The sequence below is a fragment of the Parafrankia sp. BMG5.11 genome (assembly GCF_004337455.1).
This window is the reverse complement of record NZ_SJXI01000013.1, coordinates 66,912-82,678: the sequence shown is the minus strand read 5'-3', so window position 1 is coordinate 82,678 and position 15,767 is coordinate 66,912. Positions and strand designations below refer to the sequence as shown.

The 15,767-nt window shown below is 66.8% G+C and carries 12 protein-coding genes; 9 read left to right on the top strand and 3 right to left on the bottom strand.

What is annotated here, in order from left to right; genetic code table 11:
* Window positions 1-114 precede the first annotated feature (114 nt).
* The 8 genes from E0504_RS07430 (at window position 115) to ftsH (ending at window position 13,028) form a co-directional block, all read left to right on the top strand.
* On the top strand, window positions 115-3,573 hold the full coding sequence (locus tag E0504_RS07430; protein WP_131622628.1) for a TonB-dependent receptor: 3,459 nt from the start codon (window positions 115-117) through the stop codon (window positions 3,571-3,573).
* A 145-nt stretch (window positions 3,574-3,718) separates the two neighbouring features.
* On the top strand, window positions 3,719-4,414 hold the full coding sequence (locus tag E0504_RS07425; RefSeq protein ID WP_207912268.1) for an energy transducer TonB: 696 nt from the start codon (window positions 3,719-3,721) through the stop codon (window positions 4,412-4,414).
* Window positions 4,415-4,550: 136 nt separating this feature from the next.
* Window positions 4,551-6,902, top strand: coding sequence for a glycosyltransferase family 4 protein (locus E0504_RS07420; protein WP_207912267.1), 2,352 nt, complete (start codon window positions 4,551-4,553; stop codon window positions 6,900-6,902).
* Window positions 6,856-8,166, top strand: coding sequence for a glycoside hydrolase family 130 protein (locus E0504_RS07415; RefSeq protein ID WP_207912265.1), 1,311 nt, complete (start codon window positions 6,856-6,858; stop codon window positions 8,164-8,166). Before E0504_RS07420 ends, E0504_RS07415 begins: the two co-directional genes overlap by 47 nt.
* A 21-nt stretch (window positions 8,167-8,187) precedes the next feature.
* Window positions 8,188-9,222 carry a mannose-1-phosphate guanylyltransferase gene (locus tag E0504_RS07410; RefSeq protein ID WP_131622624.1) on the top strand — a complete coding sequence of 345 codons (1,035 nt, stop codon included), beginning with the start codon at window positions 8,188-8,190 and terminating at the stop codon, window positions 9,220-9,222.
* Window positions 9,219-10,028 (top strand): class I mannose-6-phosphate isomerase, encoded by an 810-nt coding sequence (locus E0504_RS07405; protein ID WP_131622622.1) that lies wholly within the window; start codon window positions 9,219-9,221, stop codon window positions 10,026-10,028. Before E0504_RS07410 ends, E0504_RS07405 begins: the two co-directional genes overlap by 4 nt.
* A 139-nt stretch (window positions 10,029-10,167) precedes the next feature.
* Window positions 10,168-10,950, top strand: coding sequence for a peptidyl-prolyl cis-trans isomerase (locus E0504_RS07400; RefSeq protein ID WP_243657465.1), 783 nt, complete (start codon window positions 10,168-10,170; stop codon window positions 10,948-10,950).
* A gap of 116 nt (window positions 10,951-11,066) precedes the next feature.
* Window positions 11,067-13,028, top strand: a complete 1,962-nt coding sequence (ftsH, locus tag E0504_RS07395; protein ID WP_131622618.1) for an ATP-dependent zinc metalloprotease FtsH — start codon at window positions 11,067-11,069, stop codon at window positions 13,026-13,028.
* Between the two features lie 101 nt (window positions 13,029-13,129).
* On the opposite strand, the gene E0504_RS07390 is transcribed toward ftsH, so the two are convergent.
* Window positions 13,130-13,750: a tetratricopeptide repeat protein gene (locus tag E0504_RS07390; protein WP_165938438.1), complete on the bottom strand. Its 621-nt coding sequence runs from the start codon at window positions 13,748-13,750 to the stop codon at window positions 13,130-13,132.
* A gap of 174 nt (window positions 13,751-13,924) precedes the next feature.
* The gene (locus tag E0504_RS07385) at window positions 13,925-14,980 is read right to left on the bottom strand and encodes a DUF3667 domain-containing protein (RefSeq protein ID WP_207912263.1); all 1,056 of its coding nucleotides are present in this window, start codon (window positions 14,978-14,980) and stop codon (window positions 13,925-13,927) included.
* A gap of 90 nt (window positions 14,981-15,070) precedes the next feature.
* On the opposite strand from E0504_RS07385, the gene E0504_RS07380 reads away from it, so the two are divergent.
* Window positions 15,071-15,304 carry a DUF3072 domain-containing protein gene (locus E0504_RS07380; protein WP_131622614.1) on the top strand — a complete coding sequence of 78 codons (234 nt, stop codon included), beginning with the start codon at window positions 15,071-15,073 and terminating at the stop codon, window positions 15,302-15,304.
* Between the two features lie 75 nt (window positions 15,305-15,379).
* On the opposite strand, the gene rpoZ is transcribed toward E0504_RS07380, so the two are convergent.
* The gene (gene rpoZ / locus E0504_RS07375; protein ID WP_131622612.1) at window positions 15,380-15,724 is read right to left on the bottom strand and encodes a DNA-directed RNA polymerase subunit omega; all 345 of its coding nucleotides are present in this window, start codon (window positions 15,722-15,724) and stop codon (window positions 15,380-15,382) included.
* Window positions 15,725-15,767 lie beyond the last annotated feature (43 nt).

Genomic DNA, 15,767 nt, shown 5'->3' with positions numbered 1-15,767 from the left:
CCGCCACACTGTCACGAACTGGTAACAGAAGACACCTTTTGGCGGTCGGCGGAACCTCCTAGGGGGCGCGCGCCTCCTTCTCCTCTTCTCAGCGAATGCAAGGGATCGTATTCCATGAAGCTCAAGTACCTGCTGGCCGCCAGCGTCGTCAGCCTGTCCGCCGCAGCCGTCTTGCCCGCCCCGGCATTCGCTCAGCAGATCACCTCGGGCATCGAGGGCACCGTCACTGACGCGGACGGCAACCCGCTGGCCGGCGCCACGGTCACCATCACCGACACCCGCACCGGCGCGACCCGCACGATCACCACGGGCGCCGACGGCCGCTTCGTCGCCTCCGGCCTGGTCACGGGCGGTCCGTACACGGTTTCGGCCAACGTCGGCGGGTTCGAAGGCCAGTCGGTCAGCGACATCCAGACCAGCCTGCAGGGCAACACCGCGCTGACCTTCGCCCTGTCGAGCGGCGGCGGCGAAATCGTCGTCAGCGGCAGCCGGGTGCGGGTCACCCAGCTCGCCGTCGGCCCGGGCACCAGCTTCACCGCCGAAGTGCTGGAGAACGCTCCCAGCTTCAACCGCGACGTGCGCGACATCATCCGCATCGACCCGCGCGTCAGCCTCGACCGTGACGATGGCGGTTCGGGCGTCGATCGCATTTCCTGCCTCGGCGGCAACGACCGCGGCAACGCCTTCACCGTCGACGGCATCAGCCAGGGCGACGTCTACGGCCTGAACGACACGGGCTTCTCGTCCCGTTCGTCGACCCCCGTGCCGTACGACGCGATCCGCGAGACGCAGGTGCAGTTCGCGCCGTTCGATGTCGATTACGGCAACTTCACGGGCTGCGCGATCAACGTGGTCACCAAGTCGGGCACCAACGACTACCAGTTCGGTGGTTTCTTCGAATATTCGAACAGCGACCTGCGCGGCGACGTGATCGCCGATGGTCTGCCGGTCGCGCCGATCGAGCCTGAGAAGCGCTATGGCGTCTATCTTGGCGGGCCGGTGATCCGCGACCGCCTGTTCGTGTTCGGTGCTTACGAGAAGCAGACGGCCGGCCAGTCGCAGGATGACGGTCCGGCTGGTGCTGGCTTCGCCAACGAACTGGCGGGCGTCACCAAGGCGCAGTTCGACGAAATCTCGCAGGTCATCCGCGATGTCTACGGCATCGACACCGGCCCGCTGGTCTACAACCGTCCCTTCAGCAACGAGCGCTGGTTCCTCCGCGGCGATCTTCAGATCAACGACGATCACCGCCTCGAAGCGACGTATCAGCGCCTTGAGGAATCGACGACTCGCGCCGACGATCTGTTCACCGGCCAGTCCTCGCCGCAAGTCGTCGGCCAGAACACGTTCTACCTGAGCGGCACCAAGTCGAACTACTATTCGGCGCGCCTGTTCTCGCAGTGGAGCGACGTCCTCTCCAGCGAATTCCGTTACTCGCGTTCGGAAGTGCAGGATCTGCAGGATCCGATCGGCGGCGGCGAAGCGCAGTCGGACAATCCGATCCCGCGCATCATCGTCGGCATCGACAACACCGGAACCACGCCGGACGGCGCGGTCCTTGCCGGCCCCGGCAGCAACCGTTCCGCGAACGACCTGCAGACCACGATCGAGCAGTACCGCGGCGTCCTCCGCCTCGATGCCGGCGCGCATCAGATCAAGCTGGGCATGGAAGCGAACCGGGCGGACCTGTTCAACCTGTTCGTGGCGAACGCGACCGGAACGCTGGTTTTCCGTAACATCAACGACCTGCGCGCCGGTTTGCTGTCGCCGGGTCTGGGCAACAACTCGACCAGCACCACGCCGATCAACATCGTCAACGGGAACACCGAAGGCGCGTTCGGCAACGTTTCGGCCACCGGCAACGTCACCGACGCAGGTGCCGAGTTCAAGCGGACGATCTATTCGGCCTTCCTCCAGGACGAGTGGCAGGCGACCGACGCCCTTGCGGTGACGGCCGGCGTGCGGCTGGAATGGTATGACGGCGGCCGCCCGGAACGGAACCCGGTGTTCGTGTCGCGTTACGGCATCAACAACAATGCCGGGTTCAGCGATCTCGACCCGATCATCATGCCGCGCGTCGCGTTCACTTATGACGCGGATGACTTCGCCGTGTTCTCGCGCAGCCAGTTCCGTGCCGGCGTGGGCATTTTCTCGGGCGGCGACCCGCTCGTGTGGTTCGGCAACGCGTTCCAGAACGATGGCAGCGCCTTCGCTCTGGCCAGCACGCAGGCTGCCGGTTGCCCGACCGGGCAGATCGATGTCGTCACCAACGGCACGTTCACCGGGGTACCCACCTGCTTCCGCAACGCTGCGATCGCAACGGCATCCGCCGGCCAGGGGTTCACGCAGTCGATCGATCCCGACATCAAGACGCCCAGCGTGCTGCGCGCCAACGTCGGCTTCGCTTCGGAGCTGAACTTCGCGCCCAGCGGCTTCTTCAGCGGATGGAATCTCAACCTCGATTACATCTTCAGCCGTACGCGCGATCCGTACACGGTCGTCGATCTCAGCCAGACGCCGAACCTGGGTGCGGGCCTGAACGGGTTCACGATCGACGGTCGCCCGATCTACGTCACGATCGATCCGCTGCGGGCCGGTTGCAATGCGAAGCTGACCGACATCACGCCGACGCCGATCTTCACCGGCGTCACCGCCGCTTGCGTCACTACGGCGCGTGAGGACGAGCTGATGCTGACCAACGCAGGCGCGTTCAACAGCCACAATGCCTCGGCGATCCTCTCGAAGAACTTCGACGGCGGTGTGTTCACCGACGGCGGCTCCACGTTCTTCAGCTTGGGTTATGCCTTCTCGGCCGCGCAGGACCGGCGGAACATGTACAACTCGACCGCAACGTCGAACTACGACCTGTCCGCAGCGTTCGATCGCCAGAACCCGGCCGCATCGCGCGGCTTCTTCTCGAGCAAGCACAACATCTCGTTGTCGACGAGCTTCGAGGAGCAGTTCTTCAGCGACCTGTCGACCCGGCTGGGCCTTACCTTCGTGGCGCGTTCGGGCCGTCCGTACAGCCTGACCTTCACGGGCAGCGGTGTGTTCAACGATTCGGCATCGGGTGCGGACAACGCGCTGCTGTACATCCCGACCGGCGCGAGCGACCCGAACGTGTCGCCGCTCTCGACGGCGGGCGTGGCGCAGCGGGTGGCTGATTTCGCCAGCGGTCTGAAGTGCGCGCGGGATTACCTCGGCCAGTCGATCGAGCGGAACACCTGCTCCAACGACTGGTACTACGACCTCGACCTGTCGTTCTCGCAGGAGATCCCCGGACCGGGCCGCTTCTTCGGTCGCGAGGACAGCATCAAGCTCTACGCCACGATGGACAACTTCCTGAACTTCCTCGACAATGACTGGAACATCCAGCGGCGCCGGGACTTCGCAGGCCGTCAGGACATCGCGCAGGTCACCGGTGTGGATTCGCAGGGGCGCTATATCTTCGCCAATGCGAACACCATCACGGCGAACGCGACCACCGGAGTGGTGCCGTTCGATGACGACAACGGCATCAACGTGTCGTCGTCGGTGTGGCGCCTGAAGGTCGGCATCAGCTACGACTTCTGATCCGGTCGGCTTTGACTTGAACAGCGGCGGCGCTCCTTCTGCGGGAGCGCCGCCGTTTTCGTGTGCGGGGGGCGGTGCTGGCGGAACGCCCCTGCCGCACTTGTCGTTTCATCACGGAATGGCGACGGAGGCTTCCTTTTCCACCATGCCGCGCCGGCCGCGGCCGGCTGCGCTGGCAGCGATCGTGATGCTGCACCTGCTGGCGATCTATGCGCTCGCGCGCGCGTTCGCCCCGCAGCAGACCGCTTCGGTGGAGCGGGCCGTGCTGTCCGCCGTGACCGTCACGGTCGAGACCAAACAGTACGAGCCCCCGCCCCCGGAACCGGAACCCGACAGCGGGGCTGCGGGGGAAGAAGGGCGCAAAGCGGTCCCCCGCCCGGTCGTGGCGCCCGTGCCCGCCGTCACCGTCAAGCCGGCTCCCCCGGCGCCCCGGGCCAGCTCAACCGGCACCGACAACAGCTCGGGCGCGCGCGATGCCGGGACCGGGACGGGGGCGGGCGGCACCGGCACCGGGACCGGGAGCGGCGCTGGCGGCACGGGCCAGGGCGGCGGGATCGCGACCAAGCCCGAATGGATCGGTGGCGCGATCAACAACGCGCGCGACTACCCCCGTCCGGCCGGCGGGCGGCAGGCACGCATCGGGTCCGAAGTCGTGGTCAAGGTGACGGTGGGGATCGACGGACGCGCATCAGGATGCAGCGTCTACAAGCCAAGCCCGGATCCGGAAGCAGACGCGATCACCTGCCGACTGGTCGAGCAGCGGTTGCGCTTCCGCCCGGCGACGGACGCGTCAGGCAATCCGGTAGCGGCGGACTTCTACTGGCGACAGCGCTGGTTCTGACTGTTCGCAGACGCAGCATTGCAGCGCGGTTCTTGCTCCCGGTCGCTCGCAAATGGTGCAGCGCAATGGAACCATCGCGCGCGTCGTTCATTCAGGCATTTGTCAGTTTCCAATCTCAAGGGAGTCGTCACGCCGTATGGACGCACGCCGCGCCAACGCTCTCTTCCCCATGGGTGCCGAGAGCGCCGAGACAGAACTGGTCGCATTCCGATCCCCGCGCGCCCCGCGCCGCGTTGCGCTGGTCGGCAATTTCCCGCCGCGCAAATGCGGGATCGCGACCTTTACCGCTGACGTGACCGAGCAACTGGCCCGCTTCCGCCCCGAAGTGAGCGTGGACGTGTGGGCACTCGAAGACCGTGACGCGCCGCTGTCCTACGGCCCGATTGCCGGGGCGATCGCGCGCGACGAGCCGGAAGATTATGCCCGCGCCGCGCAGGCGATCGACGCCACCGGAGCCGACGCGGTCTGGCTGCAACACGAATACGGCATCTTCGGCGGACCCGATGGCGAGATGGTCTGCGGTTTCGTGGACCGGGTCGCGGCGCCGCTGATCGTCACGTTCCACACCGTGCTGACCGAACCGTCCGAACGCCAGCGGCGCATCATGGAGCACCTTGTCGGGCGCGCATCCCGGATCATGGTCATGTCGCAGCGCTCGCGCGACCTGCTGGTCGAACTCTATGCCGTCTCAGCCGACCTGATCGAAGTGATCGAGCATGGCGCGCCCGATCGCCCGTTTGGGCGCGAGGACGAGTTCAAGGCCCGGCGCGGACTGGCCGGGCGCACGGTCCTGACCACCTTCGGCCTGCTTGGACCGAGCAAGGGCGTGGAATCGGTCATCGAGGCGCTGCCGGACATCCTCGCTCGGCATCCGAACGTGCTCTATCGCATCGTCGGCGCGACCCACCCCAATCTGGTGGCCCGCGACGGTGAAAGCTATCGCGAAGGGCTGAAGGCGCTCGCCGAACGGCTGGGCGTGGCGCACGCGATCGAATGGTCGGAAACGTTCGTCGATACGCCCGACCTCCTCGACCAGCTCGAGGCGTGCGACATCTACCTGACCCCCTATCCCGGCATGCAGCAGTCGACCAGCGGCACGCTGAGCTATGCGGTCGCGCTGGGCAAGGCGGTCGTCTCGACCCCTTATGTCCATGCGCGCGAGCTGCTGGCGGATGGGGTGGGCGTGCTGATCGAACCGCGTTCGGCGAAGGCGATCGCCGATGCGGTCATTGGCCTGCTCGACGATCCTTACGAACTCGCCGCCCTGAAGGCGCGCGCTTATGCCCGCGGTCGCGAGACCATCTGGCCGCGCTTCGCCGCCGCCTCTGCCGCGCTGATCGAGCGGGCGGTGGCGACCCCTGCGCGAAATGCACCGCGTGCGCGGCCGTCGTTCCACGGCGTCCGCACGATGACCGATGGGACGGGCATGTTTCAGCATTCGATCGGCATCGTGCCCGATCGGCGGCATGGGTACTGCCTGGACGACAACGTCCGCGCGCTGTTGCTGATCAACCAGGCGCAGGGCATCGACCCGCAGGAACGGCAGTCGCTGGCGATGATCTACGCCGCGTTCATCCAGGACGCGTGGAATCCCGACAAGCGGGCCTTCCGCAACTTCATGCGCTTCGACCGCAGCTGGTGCGAGGATCTGGGGTCGGAGGATTCCAACGGCCGCGCGATGTGGACGCTCGGCCGGACGGTCGAGGACAGCAATGATCCCGACATCCAGCGGTGGGCGTCCGATCTGTATGACACCGCGCTGCCGTGCCTCGCGCGGTTTGAAAGCCCCCGCACGGTGGCGTTCATCATGCTCGGCGCGGCGGCGATGCTGCGCGCCCGGCCCGGTCACGCGGCGTCGCTTGAGGCGTTGGAGCAGGGCGCATCGCTGCTGGAACGGTTGCTCGGTGGCGCGCGGCGGCCCGATTGGGCGTGGTTCGAAGCGGTGCTGGGATACGACAATCCGCGCCTGTCGCAGGCGCTGATCGAGGCTGGCGAGGTGCTTGGCCGCCCCGAATGGACCGCCTGCGGGATCGAGACCCTCGCCTGGATCGCGGAACGCCAGACCGCGTCGGACGGGCACTTCCGGGCCATCGGCTCGGAGACGTTCGGCCGGCCATACGCGCAGCTCCCGTTCGATCAGCAGCCGCTGGAGGCGCAAGCCGCGATCGACGCGTCGCTGGCGGCGTGGCGCGCAACCGGCGAACAGCGCTGGCGGACCCATGGTTCGGCGGCATGGCGCTGGTTCTTCGGGGCCAACGATCGCGGTGTGGTGCTGGCCGACATGGCGACCGGCCGCTGCCGGGACGGGCTGACCCCGCGCGGAGCAAACATAAATTGTGGTGCGGAATCAATCCTCGCGTTTCAACTGGGGCACTATTCCATGCTAGCGCTCGCGCCGGACAGCGCGGGCGATTCGAAGCCGCGAACGGCGGGGGATCGCGTTGACTATCGAGCAGAGGACGGTCCACGGCCCCTTGCATATTCTTGAACAACGGCTTCACGCCGACCCGTCACGGGTCGTGCTGCGTCCGTTTCACCTGGGATGGCAGGCCGCCGGCGCGCCGGGCAACCGCGCGCAGAAGCTGGTCAATGACGTCGCCGCGCTAAGCGAGGCGCAGGTGCGCCGCGAATATCGCAAGGTCCTGTCGGACTTCAAAGAACGGCATTGGCAGACCGAGACGATCTTCGAGACGCGGTGGCGCGAGCTGGCGACCAATCTCGGCATTCACGAGTGCGATTTCTCGCCGGTTCGCCGCAAGCTGATCGGGGCGTATTTCTGTCACGAATACACGTATTCGGCGGCCGCCCTGATGAACCCGTCGATCGTCCCGCACCCCGATCAGTCGGGCTGCGAGGATGGCGCGGTGCGCTTCGTCATGTCCCTGCGCGCGGTGGGGGAAGGGCACATCAGCTCCATCGTGTTTCGCGAAGGCATCGCGCACCCCGACGGTCATTTCGAACTGTGGCCGCAGAGTGCGTTCGCCACGTCGGTCGAGCTGGACGATTCCACGCTTTATGACGCCGACCGGGGCGTGACGGTGCACCGCCACCAGGAAAGCTCGCTGTCGAACACGGTCATCTTCCCGATCACCGAGCAGCAGCGCGGGGGGCTGGAGGATCTGCGGTTGACGCGGTTCGACCACGGCGGCGGCGAGTTCGAATGGATCGGCACCTACACCGCCTATTCGGGCAGCACGATCCGGTCCGAGCTGATGCGGACGACCGACTTCCGCCGTTTCCTGCTCGAACCGATCCAGGGCCGCGCCGGACGAAACAAGGGCATGGCGCTGTTCCCGGAAAAGGTCGGCGGCCAATATGCCATGGTCGGGCGGCAGGACGGCAAGAACCTGTTCCTGCTTCGCTCGCGCCGGATCGACCGGTGGGACACCGAAGGCGTCCTGCTGATGGAGCCCAAGTACCCGTGGGAATTCATCCAGATCGGCAATTGCGGCAGTCCGATCAAGACCGATGCCGGCTGGCTGCTGTTCACGCACGGGGTTGGCGCGATGCGCAAGTACACCGTTGGCGCGGCGCTGCTGGACCTCGATGATCCATCAAAGGTGATCGGTCGCACCGCCGAACCGGTGCTGAGCGCCGAGAACGCCGACCGGTCGGGCTATGTCCCGAACGTGGTCTATACGTGCGGCGCGCTGCGCACGGGTTCGCGCCTGTTCGTGCCCTACGGCATCTCCGACAGCTCCGTGGGGTTCGCATCAGTCGAAATCGACGAACTGCTGCAACTTATGGTCTGATCAAATGTTAAGAGGGTGATCATGAACACCGCTCTTATTCATCCCGTCATCCTGTGCGGCGGCAGCGGCACGCGCCTGTGGCCGCGCAGCCGCAAGGCCAAGCCCAAGCCGTTCCTCCCGCTGGTGGGGGAGCGCACCCTGCTCGAGGCAACGCTCGACCGGTGGCACGGCGCCAGCGACTTCGCCGAAACTGTGATCGTGGCGGGCCAGGGGCACTTGTGCCACCTGGCCGAGCAGGCGCCGGCCGAGGCGACGGTGATCGTCGAACCGGCGGCGAAGAACACCGCGCCCGCGATTGCGCTCGCTGCGGCGCTGCTGCCTGACGATGCGATCCTGCTGGTCTGCCCCAGCGACCACCACATCGCCGACATCGCCAGCTTCACCGCCGCCGCGCGCGCAGCGGCCCGGCTGGCGGCGGACGACTGGATGGTAGCGCTGGGCATCGCTCCCGACCGCGCGGAGACCGGCTACGGCTACATCCGCCTGGGCGATGCGATGGAGGGCGGTCACAAGGTCGACCGTTTCGTCGAAAAGCCGGATCGCGAAACGGCCGAGCGCTTCCTGACCGAAGGCAATTACGCATGGAATGGCGGCATCTTCGCGTTTCGTGCAGGCGCCTTCATGGACGAGTTGGAGCAGCATCGGCCCGCCATGGCCGAAGCGGTGCGCCGCGCGGTCGCCGGGGGGCGGTACCAGGGGCAGGAGTTTCATCCGGCGTCGGACGCCTTTGCCGGCATAGAGGGCGAATCGGTCGATTACGCCGTCATGGAAAACACCGCGCGCGCAGCGGTCGTGCCGGCAGACATGGGCTGGTCCGACATCGGCAACTGGGAAGCCTTGCGCGATGCGCGTCCCAGCGACGATGCGGGCAACCGGGTGCATGGGCCCGTCGAACTGGTCGAGTGCCGTAACGTACTGGTGGAAACGGACGGACCGCGGGTGTCGGTGATCGGGCTGGAAGGCATCATCGTGGTGGTGGACGGGGACGAGGTTCTCGTCACCAGCGCCGCCGGAGCGCAACTCGTCGGCAAGCTGACCGGGGCGGCCAACCAATGAGCCGGGTGCTGTCCACCAAATCGGTCGAGAAGCCGTGGGGCCAGGACACGCTCCCGCCGCCGTTCAGCGCGCCCCACGGGAAACGGATCGGGGAGATTTGGTTCGAGCCACCGCCCGAACTGCCAGAACTGCTGGTGAAATACCTGTTCACCAGCGAAAACCTGTCGGTGCAGGTGCACCCGTCCGATGCGCAGGCCCCCGCCGGGAGCCGCGGCAAGGAGGAATGCTGGCTGGTCCTGACCGCCGAACCGGGCGCGAAGCTGGCGATCGGCTTCACCGAATCGGTCTCGCCTGAAAAAATGCGCGCCGCCGCGCTGGACGGATCGATCGAACAACTCCTCGCGTGGCACGAGGTTGGACCTGGCGACTTCGTCTACCTGCCCGCCAACACCGTGCATGCGATCGGCGCCGGACTGTCGCTGATCGAAGTGCAGCAGAATTCCGACATCACCTATCGGCTGTACGACTATGGCCGCCCGCGCGAACTGCACCTCGACAATGGCATCGCGGTTGCCGAGGGCGGGCCGCACGATCCGAAGCTGCGGCGGCACGTGCCCGATCGGGGCGACGTGACGCTGGCTGACGGACCGCATTTCCGGCTGGACCGGATCGATGGAGAGCCTGACGCGGCCACCGCGGCGCGCTATGCCGGCGGGCCGTTGCTGGTGATCCCGGTCGATGCCCCTGTCACGCTGGCCGAACAGGCGGTCGAGCCGGGCGGCTGCGGTATGGCGGAGCGGTTGTCGGACATCGCATTCGGCGGCGGGCGCGCCTTGATCGCGCAGCCGCTCACCCGTTCCGGTTGACCGATCTCGCGTGAGCGACAGAACCCCACCGAGCGATGACGGATGCAGCGGCGCAGGCTCATGATTATCCCTCGCCGACATGACTGATTCCACGTCGGAATGGACCAATCAGCTCCGCAGGTGGCGCCTCCCGTTGCTGGTGTTGGTGCTGGTGTTGCTAGCGGGCGCGGCCATCTTGGCCGCCAGGTCTTGGCGGGCGGCTCCCGGCGATCACTCAAGCCGTTCCATTCACCTGACGCGCAGCGACCAGGCGCAGTTGTCGCGCGAGTTCGCCGACGTCACCGGGCGGCCGCCCACGCAGGCTGAACTCGATACGCTCATCAGTCGCCGGGTGCGCGAGGAAGTGCTCTACCGCGAGGCGCTCCGGCGCGGCCTCGACAAAGGCGATCCGGTGATGCGCAAGCGGCTGGCGCAGAAGATGGATGCGATCGCCGCCAGTGCCGCCGGGACCGGCACGATCGACGATGCCACCTTGAACGGATGGCTGCAGGCCCACCCCGATCGGTTTGCGCAGGAGATGAAGCTGACCTTCGATCAGCTCTATTTCACGAGCCGCAGCCGAGCGGTGGTGGCCCGGACCCTGCTCGAGGGCGGAGCGAACTGGACCAGGGTGGGTGATGCGATTTCGCTGCCGGCGCACTTCAACGGCGCCAGCCGCCAGACGGTCAGCGACGAGCTGGACCAGGAATTCGCGCACGCTCTGGAAGGCCTGGCGCCTGGCGACGCGTGGCACGGGCCGGTCGAAGGTGCGCTTGGCTGGCACCTCGTGCGGCTGACCGCGAAGCAGCCCGGCGTCATTCCGCCGCTCGCCGCGATCCGGTCTCGCGTGGAGGACGACTGGCGCGCCGCGATGGGCCGGCGGCAGCAGGATGAGAGCTACCGGGCCTTGCGCGACGACTACCGCATCAGGATCGATCGCTGAGGCAAGCCAGCTGCACCGCGCTGTGCCGCGAAAATGGTCGTTCATTTCCGGCCGGGGGTTAGCTTGCCATTCACCCGGGCGCGCTTACATTCCCTAGCGAAAGGACGGCGCATCCGATGAACGACGACAAGGACCCGCAAGGCTCAGGCCAGGGAGGCCCCGGCGGCCCCAATCCGTGGATCAAGAGCCTGATGGTGTGGGGCGGTATCTTCCTTGCCCTGCTGCTCGTCGTGTCGATGTTCGGCCAGGCTGCGCAAGCGCCCGGACAGGCGATCCGCTATTCCGAGTTCCGCGAGCGCGTGGTGGCCGGAACGGTCAAGGACGTGTCGATCGCGCCCGAAAAGATCACTGGCACGATGAAGAACGGCGAAACGTTCTCCACCGTGCCGATCACGGGCGATACCGAGCTTCCCCGGCTGCTCGACAGCAGCGGCGTGTCTTACTCAGGCAAGGAAGCCGATCAGCCAAACGTCCTGCTGTACCTGCTGGTCCAGTCGCTCCCGTTCATTCTGATCCTTGGCATCGCGTTCTTCGCGCTGCGCCAGGTGCAGAAGGGCGGCGGCGCGGGCGGCGCGATGGGCTTCGGCAAGTCCAAGGCCAAGATGCTGACCGAAAAGCAGGGCCGCGTGACCTTTGCCGATGTCGCCGGCATCGACGAAGCGCGCGAGGAACTGGAAGAGATCGTCGAATTCCTGCGCGACCCGGGCCGGTTCTCCAAGCTCGGCGGGCAGATCCCCAAGGGCGCGCTGCTGGTCGGCTCGCCCGGCACCGGCAAGACCCTGCTCGCCCGCGCGATCGCGGGTGAGGCGGGCGTGCCCTTCTTCACCATCTCCGGCTCCGATTTCGTCGAGATGTTCGTCGGCGTCGGCGCCAGCCGCGTGCGCGACATGTTCGAGCAGGCGAAGAAGAACGCGCCGTGCATCGTATTCATCGATGAGATCGACGCCGTCGGCCGTCATCGCGGACACGGCCTCGGCAACTCGAACGATGAGCGCGAACAGACTCTGAACCAGCTCCTGGTCGAGATGGACGGGTTCGAGGCTAACGAAGGCATCATCATCATCGCGGCGACCAACCGCCCGGACGTGCTCGACCCCGCGCTGCTGCGCCCGGGCCGGTTCGACCGCCAGGTGGTGGTGCCCGTGCCCGATATCGAAGGCCGCGAGAAGATTCTCGCCGTCCACATGAAGAAGGTGCCGCTGGCGCCCGACGTCAACCCGCGCACCATCGCGCGCGGCACGCCCGGGTTTTCGGGCGCCGATCTCGCCAACCTGGTGAACGAGGCGGCGCTGCTCGCCGCCCGGCGCAACAAGCGCCTGGTCGCGATGCAGGAATTCGAGGACGCCAAGGACAAGGTCATGATGGGCTCCGAGCGCCGGAGCATGGTGATGACCGAAGACGAGAAGAAGATGACCGCGTATCACGAGGCCGGCCACGCGCTCGTCTCGATGCACGAGCCCGCATCCGATCCGATCCACAAGGCGACTATCATCCCGCGTGGCCGGGCGCTGGGCATGGTGATGCGCCTGCCCGAACGCGACAATTATTCGTACCACCGCGACAAGATGCATGCCGACTTGGCGGTCAGCATGGGCGGCCGCGTCGCCGAAGAGATCATCTTCGGGCACGATAAGGTGTCGTCGGGGGCCAGCTCTGACATCCAGTACGCAACCTCGCTGGCGCGCAACATGGTCACCAAGTGGGGCATGAGCGATAAGCTGGGCCCGCTGCAGTACGAGCAGACGCAGGAAGGCTACCTTGGCATGGGCGGCAGCCAGCGGACGATGGGCTCCGACGAGACCAACAAGCTGATCGACGCGGAGATCAAGGCGCTGGTCGAGGGCGCGCACGTGCGGGCGACCGAGATCCTCAAGGGCGAGGAGGACAAGCTCCATCTGCTGGCCCAGGCGATGCTGGAATACGAAACGCTGACCGGCGACGAGATCCGCGACCTGCTGGACAAGGGAACGATCGACCGGCCCGACAAGCCTGCGGCTCCGACGACCAGGCCGGTTCGCGGCTCGGCGATCCCCAAGTCAGGGCGGCGGTTCGGCGGCGAGGCTCCGCAGGGCGCGTAACCTAGCGCCGGAATTTGGGGGGGCGGCTGCCAGCTTGTCTTCCCGGCTCGCGGCCAGTCCTTCATCCTTCCGCCCGGAGGAATGCCGCCAGCGTCGTCAGGCTATTCGGGCGCAGGTCCCGGAATGGCGCCGGATGCCGGTTGCGCAGCGCGGGCGGTTGGACGCCTGGCTAGGGCGTCAGCGATGCGCGGAGTCACCGCGATGCCGTTGATCTTGCCGACCTGCTCGATCGTCCGCCTGAGATCGGCCTCCCACGGCGCGCCCGGCGGCGTTTCCGCCAGCAGCACCAGCCAGTCGTCGATCGCGCCCTGGTGGTCGCCGCGGACATCGCGGTTCACCGCCAGGAAGTACCGCGCCCGCGCGTCCTTTGGATCGAGCTCCGCCGCCTTGCGGAACGCGGACAGCGCGCGCGGCGGCATGGGGCTGTTGGCGCTCGCCATCACCAGAGCTTCGCCCAGGCTCGACCACAGCGCTGCGTTGCGCGGGGCCGCCCCTGTCGCGCTGGCATAGGCTCTGGCCGCATCGGGGAAGCGGCCGGCGTCGAAATAGGCCAACCCCAGCCGTTGCCAGCCCGCCGCATCGCCGGGATTGGCGCGGGCGGCCGCCTCCAGCGCGGCCAGCGGGTCGTTCGCACCGGGTGTGGCAGATTGGCTCGCGCTGCGATCGGACACGAGCCGCCAGCCGATCGTCCCTGTCGCCAGTACCACCGCGGCGAGCGCCACCCATGCCCCTTTGCCGACCGGTCTGCGCACGCTGTTCCCCTTTGTTCAATGCAGCTGCGAGTAGCAGCGCCGCACATTCCCGGCAAACGCGCCCGCCGGGGTGATATGCGGCGATACCTGAGCGGGTAGGGCAGTGGCCGGCGCGGTTCCGACCAGGCCGGGAGGCGGCGGGGCCTAGCTCCCCATCGCCATCCAGGTGATGATGCCGGCGAACAGCCCGATCGCCACCCACGCGAACAGGCTCAGCGCCAGCATCCGCCAGATGCCGCCCGCCCGGCTGACCCCATAGGTGCCGCGCAGCTGGCGGTACATGTGATACGGCGCATAGAACAGCAGCAGGCCTCCGGCCGCGCCGGCGTTGACGTAGAACAGCAGGCTGGCGACGGCCACCAGCGCGATCATGAAGCTGATCGAATAGGTCACGAACACCGTGTGGTCGTACCCCCTGAAGCGACGGTTGAAGGGAAACAGCAGCCACACGAACGGCACGCTCAGCGGGATCAGCATCCAGCTGTATTTGTAGGCGCTGGTCTGCGCCTTGTAGATGGCGAGCTGCGGGTTTTCGCGGACGTGATCGATCGTCCGCGCCAGCTTGCTGTCCTTGGGGATGGGCGATTCGGTAAAGCCGTCTTCGAAGTCGCTCTGTACCGTCCCGACGACCGCCGTCATGGCCTGCTGATCCTCCTTGACCGACCGCAGACGTTCCTCAAGTGCCGCGCGCTCGGCACCCGTGGCCGAGGAGAGCTGCGCCTCGATCTCGTCGATCTGCCGGGCGTTTTCGGCCTGCACGGCCTTGGCCTCTCCCAGGTTCGACACAGCGGGATCGAACCCGCCCAGCATCGAAAACAGCGCGAAGCTGAGGAACACGACGAACAGGAACAGCGCAATCGGGCTGACGTAGCGGGCGCGCCGGCCGTCGATGTACTCGCGCGTCAGCTTGCCGGGCTGCCAGGCGAGCATGGGGATGGTGCGCCAGGTCTTGCCTTCGAAATGCAGGACTCCGTGGAGCAGGTCGTGGAAGAACGCGCCCAGCGTGCGGTGAACGTGTGCCCGCTGGCCGCAGGCGTGGCAATGCGATCCCACGAGCGGCGTTGCGCAGTTGAGGCAGGCACCTTCGTGCGTATGGCCGTCGGGCGCATCCCCCCGTTCGCGCTCGACCGCGCCGGCGACCGCCGCGCCGGTACCGATGTCGGCGAGGCCGCCGGCGATCCCTTCGATGTCCCCCGTCATGCGCGCATCTTGCCCCACGCAAACCGCCGCGGCTAGCGGGAACAAACATAGAACTTCGAAGGTTTTGTGCCGGTATCAGGAGACAAACCGATGACTGCCCAACACCCCAGCGAACACCCGAAGAGCGAACCCGTTTCGAACGCGGAAAAGGACCCGGCGGACTGGGTCACCGGCGGCGAACCGATGACCGGAGCGCAAGCGAGCTACCTCAAGACATTGACGGAGGAGGCGCACAATCCCGATGCCTACGACACCGACCTGACCAAGGCCGAGGCGTCGGAGCGGATCGATGCGCTGCAGGAAGAAACCGGGCGCGGCAGATAACGGATGCCCGCGTAGCGGATATGAAAAGGGCCGCCCTCGCGGGCGGCCCTGTTTCATCTGGCCTAAAGTCGGCGATCAGCCGTCGTAATCGCCGCCGACGCTGGTCGAACGCACCGGAGCCGCAGCGGTGATCCGCAGCGCTTCGGCCGACTGGCTGAGGCTGCCAATCTCGTCCGCTTCATCCTCGTCATCGGGCAGGATCTTCTGCAGGCCGACGACGACCGATTCGTGCAGTTCTTTCGGACGCACGGTCTGGTCGGCGATTTCGCGCAGGGCGACGACCGGGTTCTTGTCACGGTCGCGGTCGACGGTCAGTTCGGCGCCGCCGGAAATCTCGCGGGCGCGCTGAGCGGCCAGCAGGACGAGATCGAAGCGGTTGGGAATCTTGTCGACGCAATCTTCGACGGTAACGCGCGCCATCGGGCACTCCGAATAAACAGGTGTCTGCAGGAAAGCGCGCCAA

Excerpts from the sequence above, each read along its gene's own strand:
- E0504_RS07405 (WP_131622622.1), top strand. The coding sequence starts at position 9,219 with ATGAGCCGGGTGCTGTCCACCAAATCGGTCGAGAAGCCGTGGGGCCAG.
- E0504_RS07420 (WP_207912267.1), top strand. The coding sequence starts at position 4,551 with ATGGACGCACGCCGCGCCAACGCTCTCTTCCCCATGGGTGCCGAGAGC.
- rpoZ (WP_131622612.1), bottom strand. The coding sequence starts at position 15,724 with ATGGCGCGCGTTACCGTCGAAGATTGCGTCGACAAGATTCCCAACCGC.
- E0504_RS07425 (WP_207912268.1), top strand. The coding sequence starts at position 3,719 with ATGCCGCGCCGGCCGCGGCCGGCTGCGCTGGCAGCGATCGTGATGCTG.
- E0504_RS07380 (WP_131622614.1), top strand. The coding sequence starts at position 15,071 with ATGACTGCCCAACACCCCAGCGAACACCCGAAGAGCGAACCCGTTTCG.
- ftsH (WP_131622618.1), top strand. The coding sequence starts at position 11,067 with ATGAACGACGACAAGGACCCGCAAGGCTCAGGCCAGGGAGGCCCCGGC.
- E0504_RS07430 (WP_131622628.1), top strand. The coding sequence starts at position 115 with ATGAAGCTCAAGTACCTGCTGGCCGCCAGCGTCGTCAGCCTGTCCGCC.
- E0504_RS07410 (WP_131622624.1), top strand. The coding sequence starts at position 8,188 with ATGAACACCGCTCTTATTCATCCCGTCATCCTGTGCGGCGGCAGCGGC.
- E0504_RS07385 (WP_207912263.1), bottom strand. The coding sequence starts at position 14,980 with ATGACGGGGGACATCGAAGGGATCGCCGGCGGCCTCGCCGACATCGGT.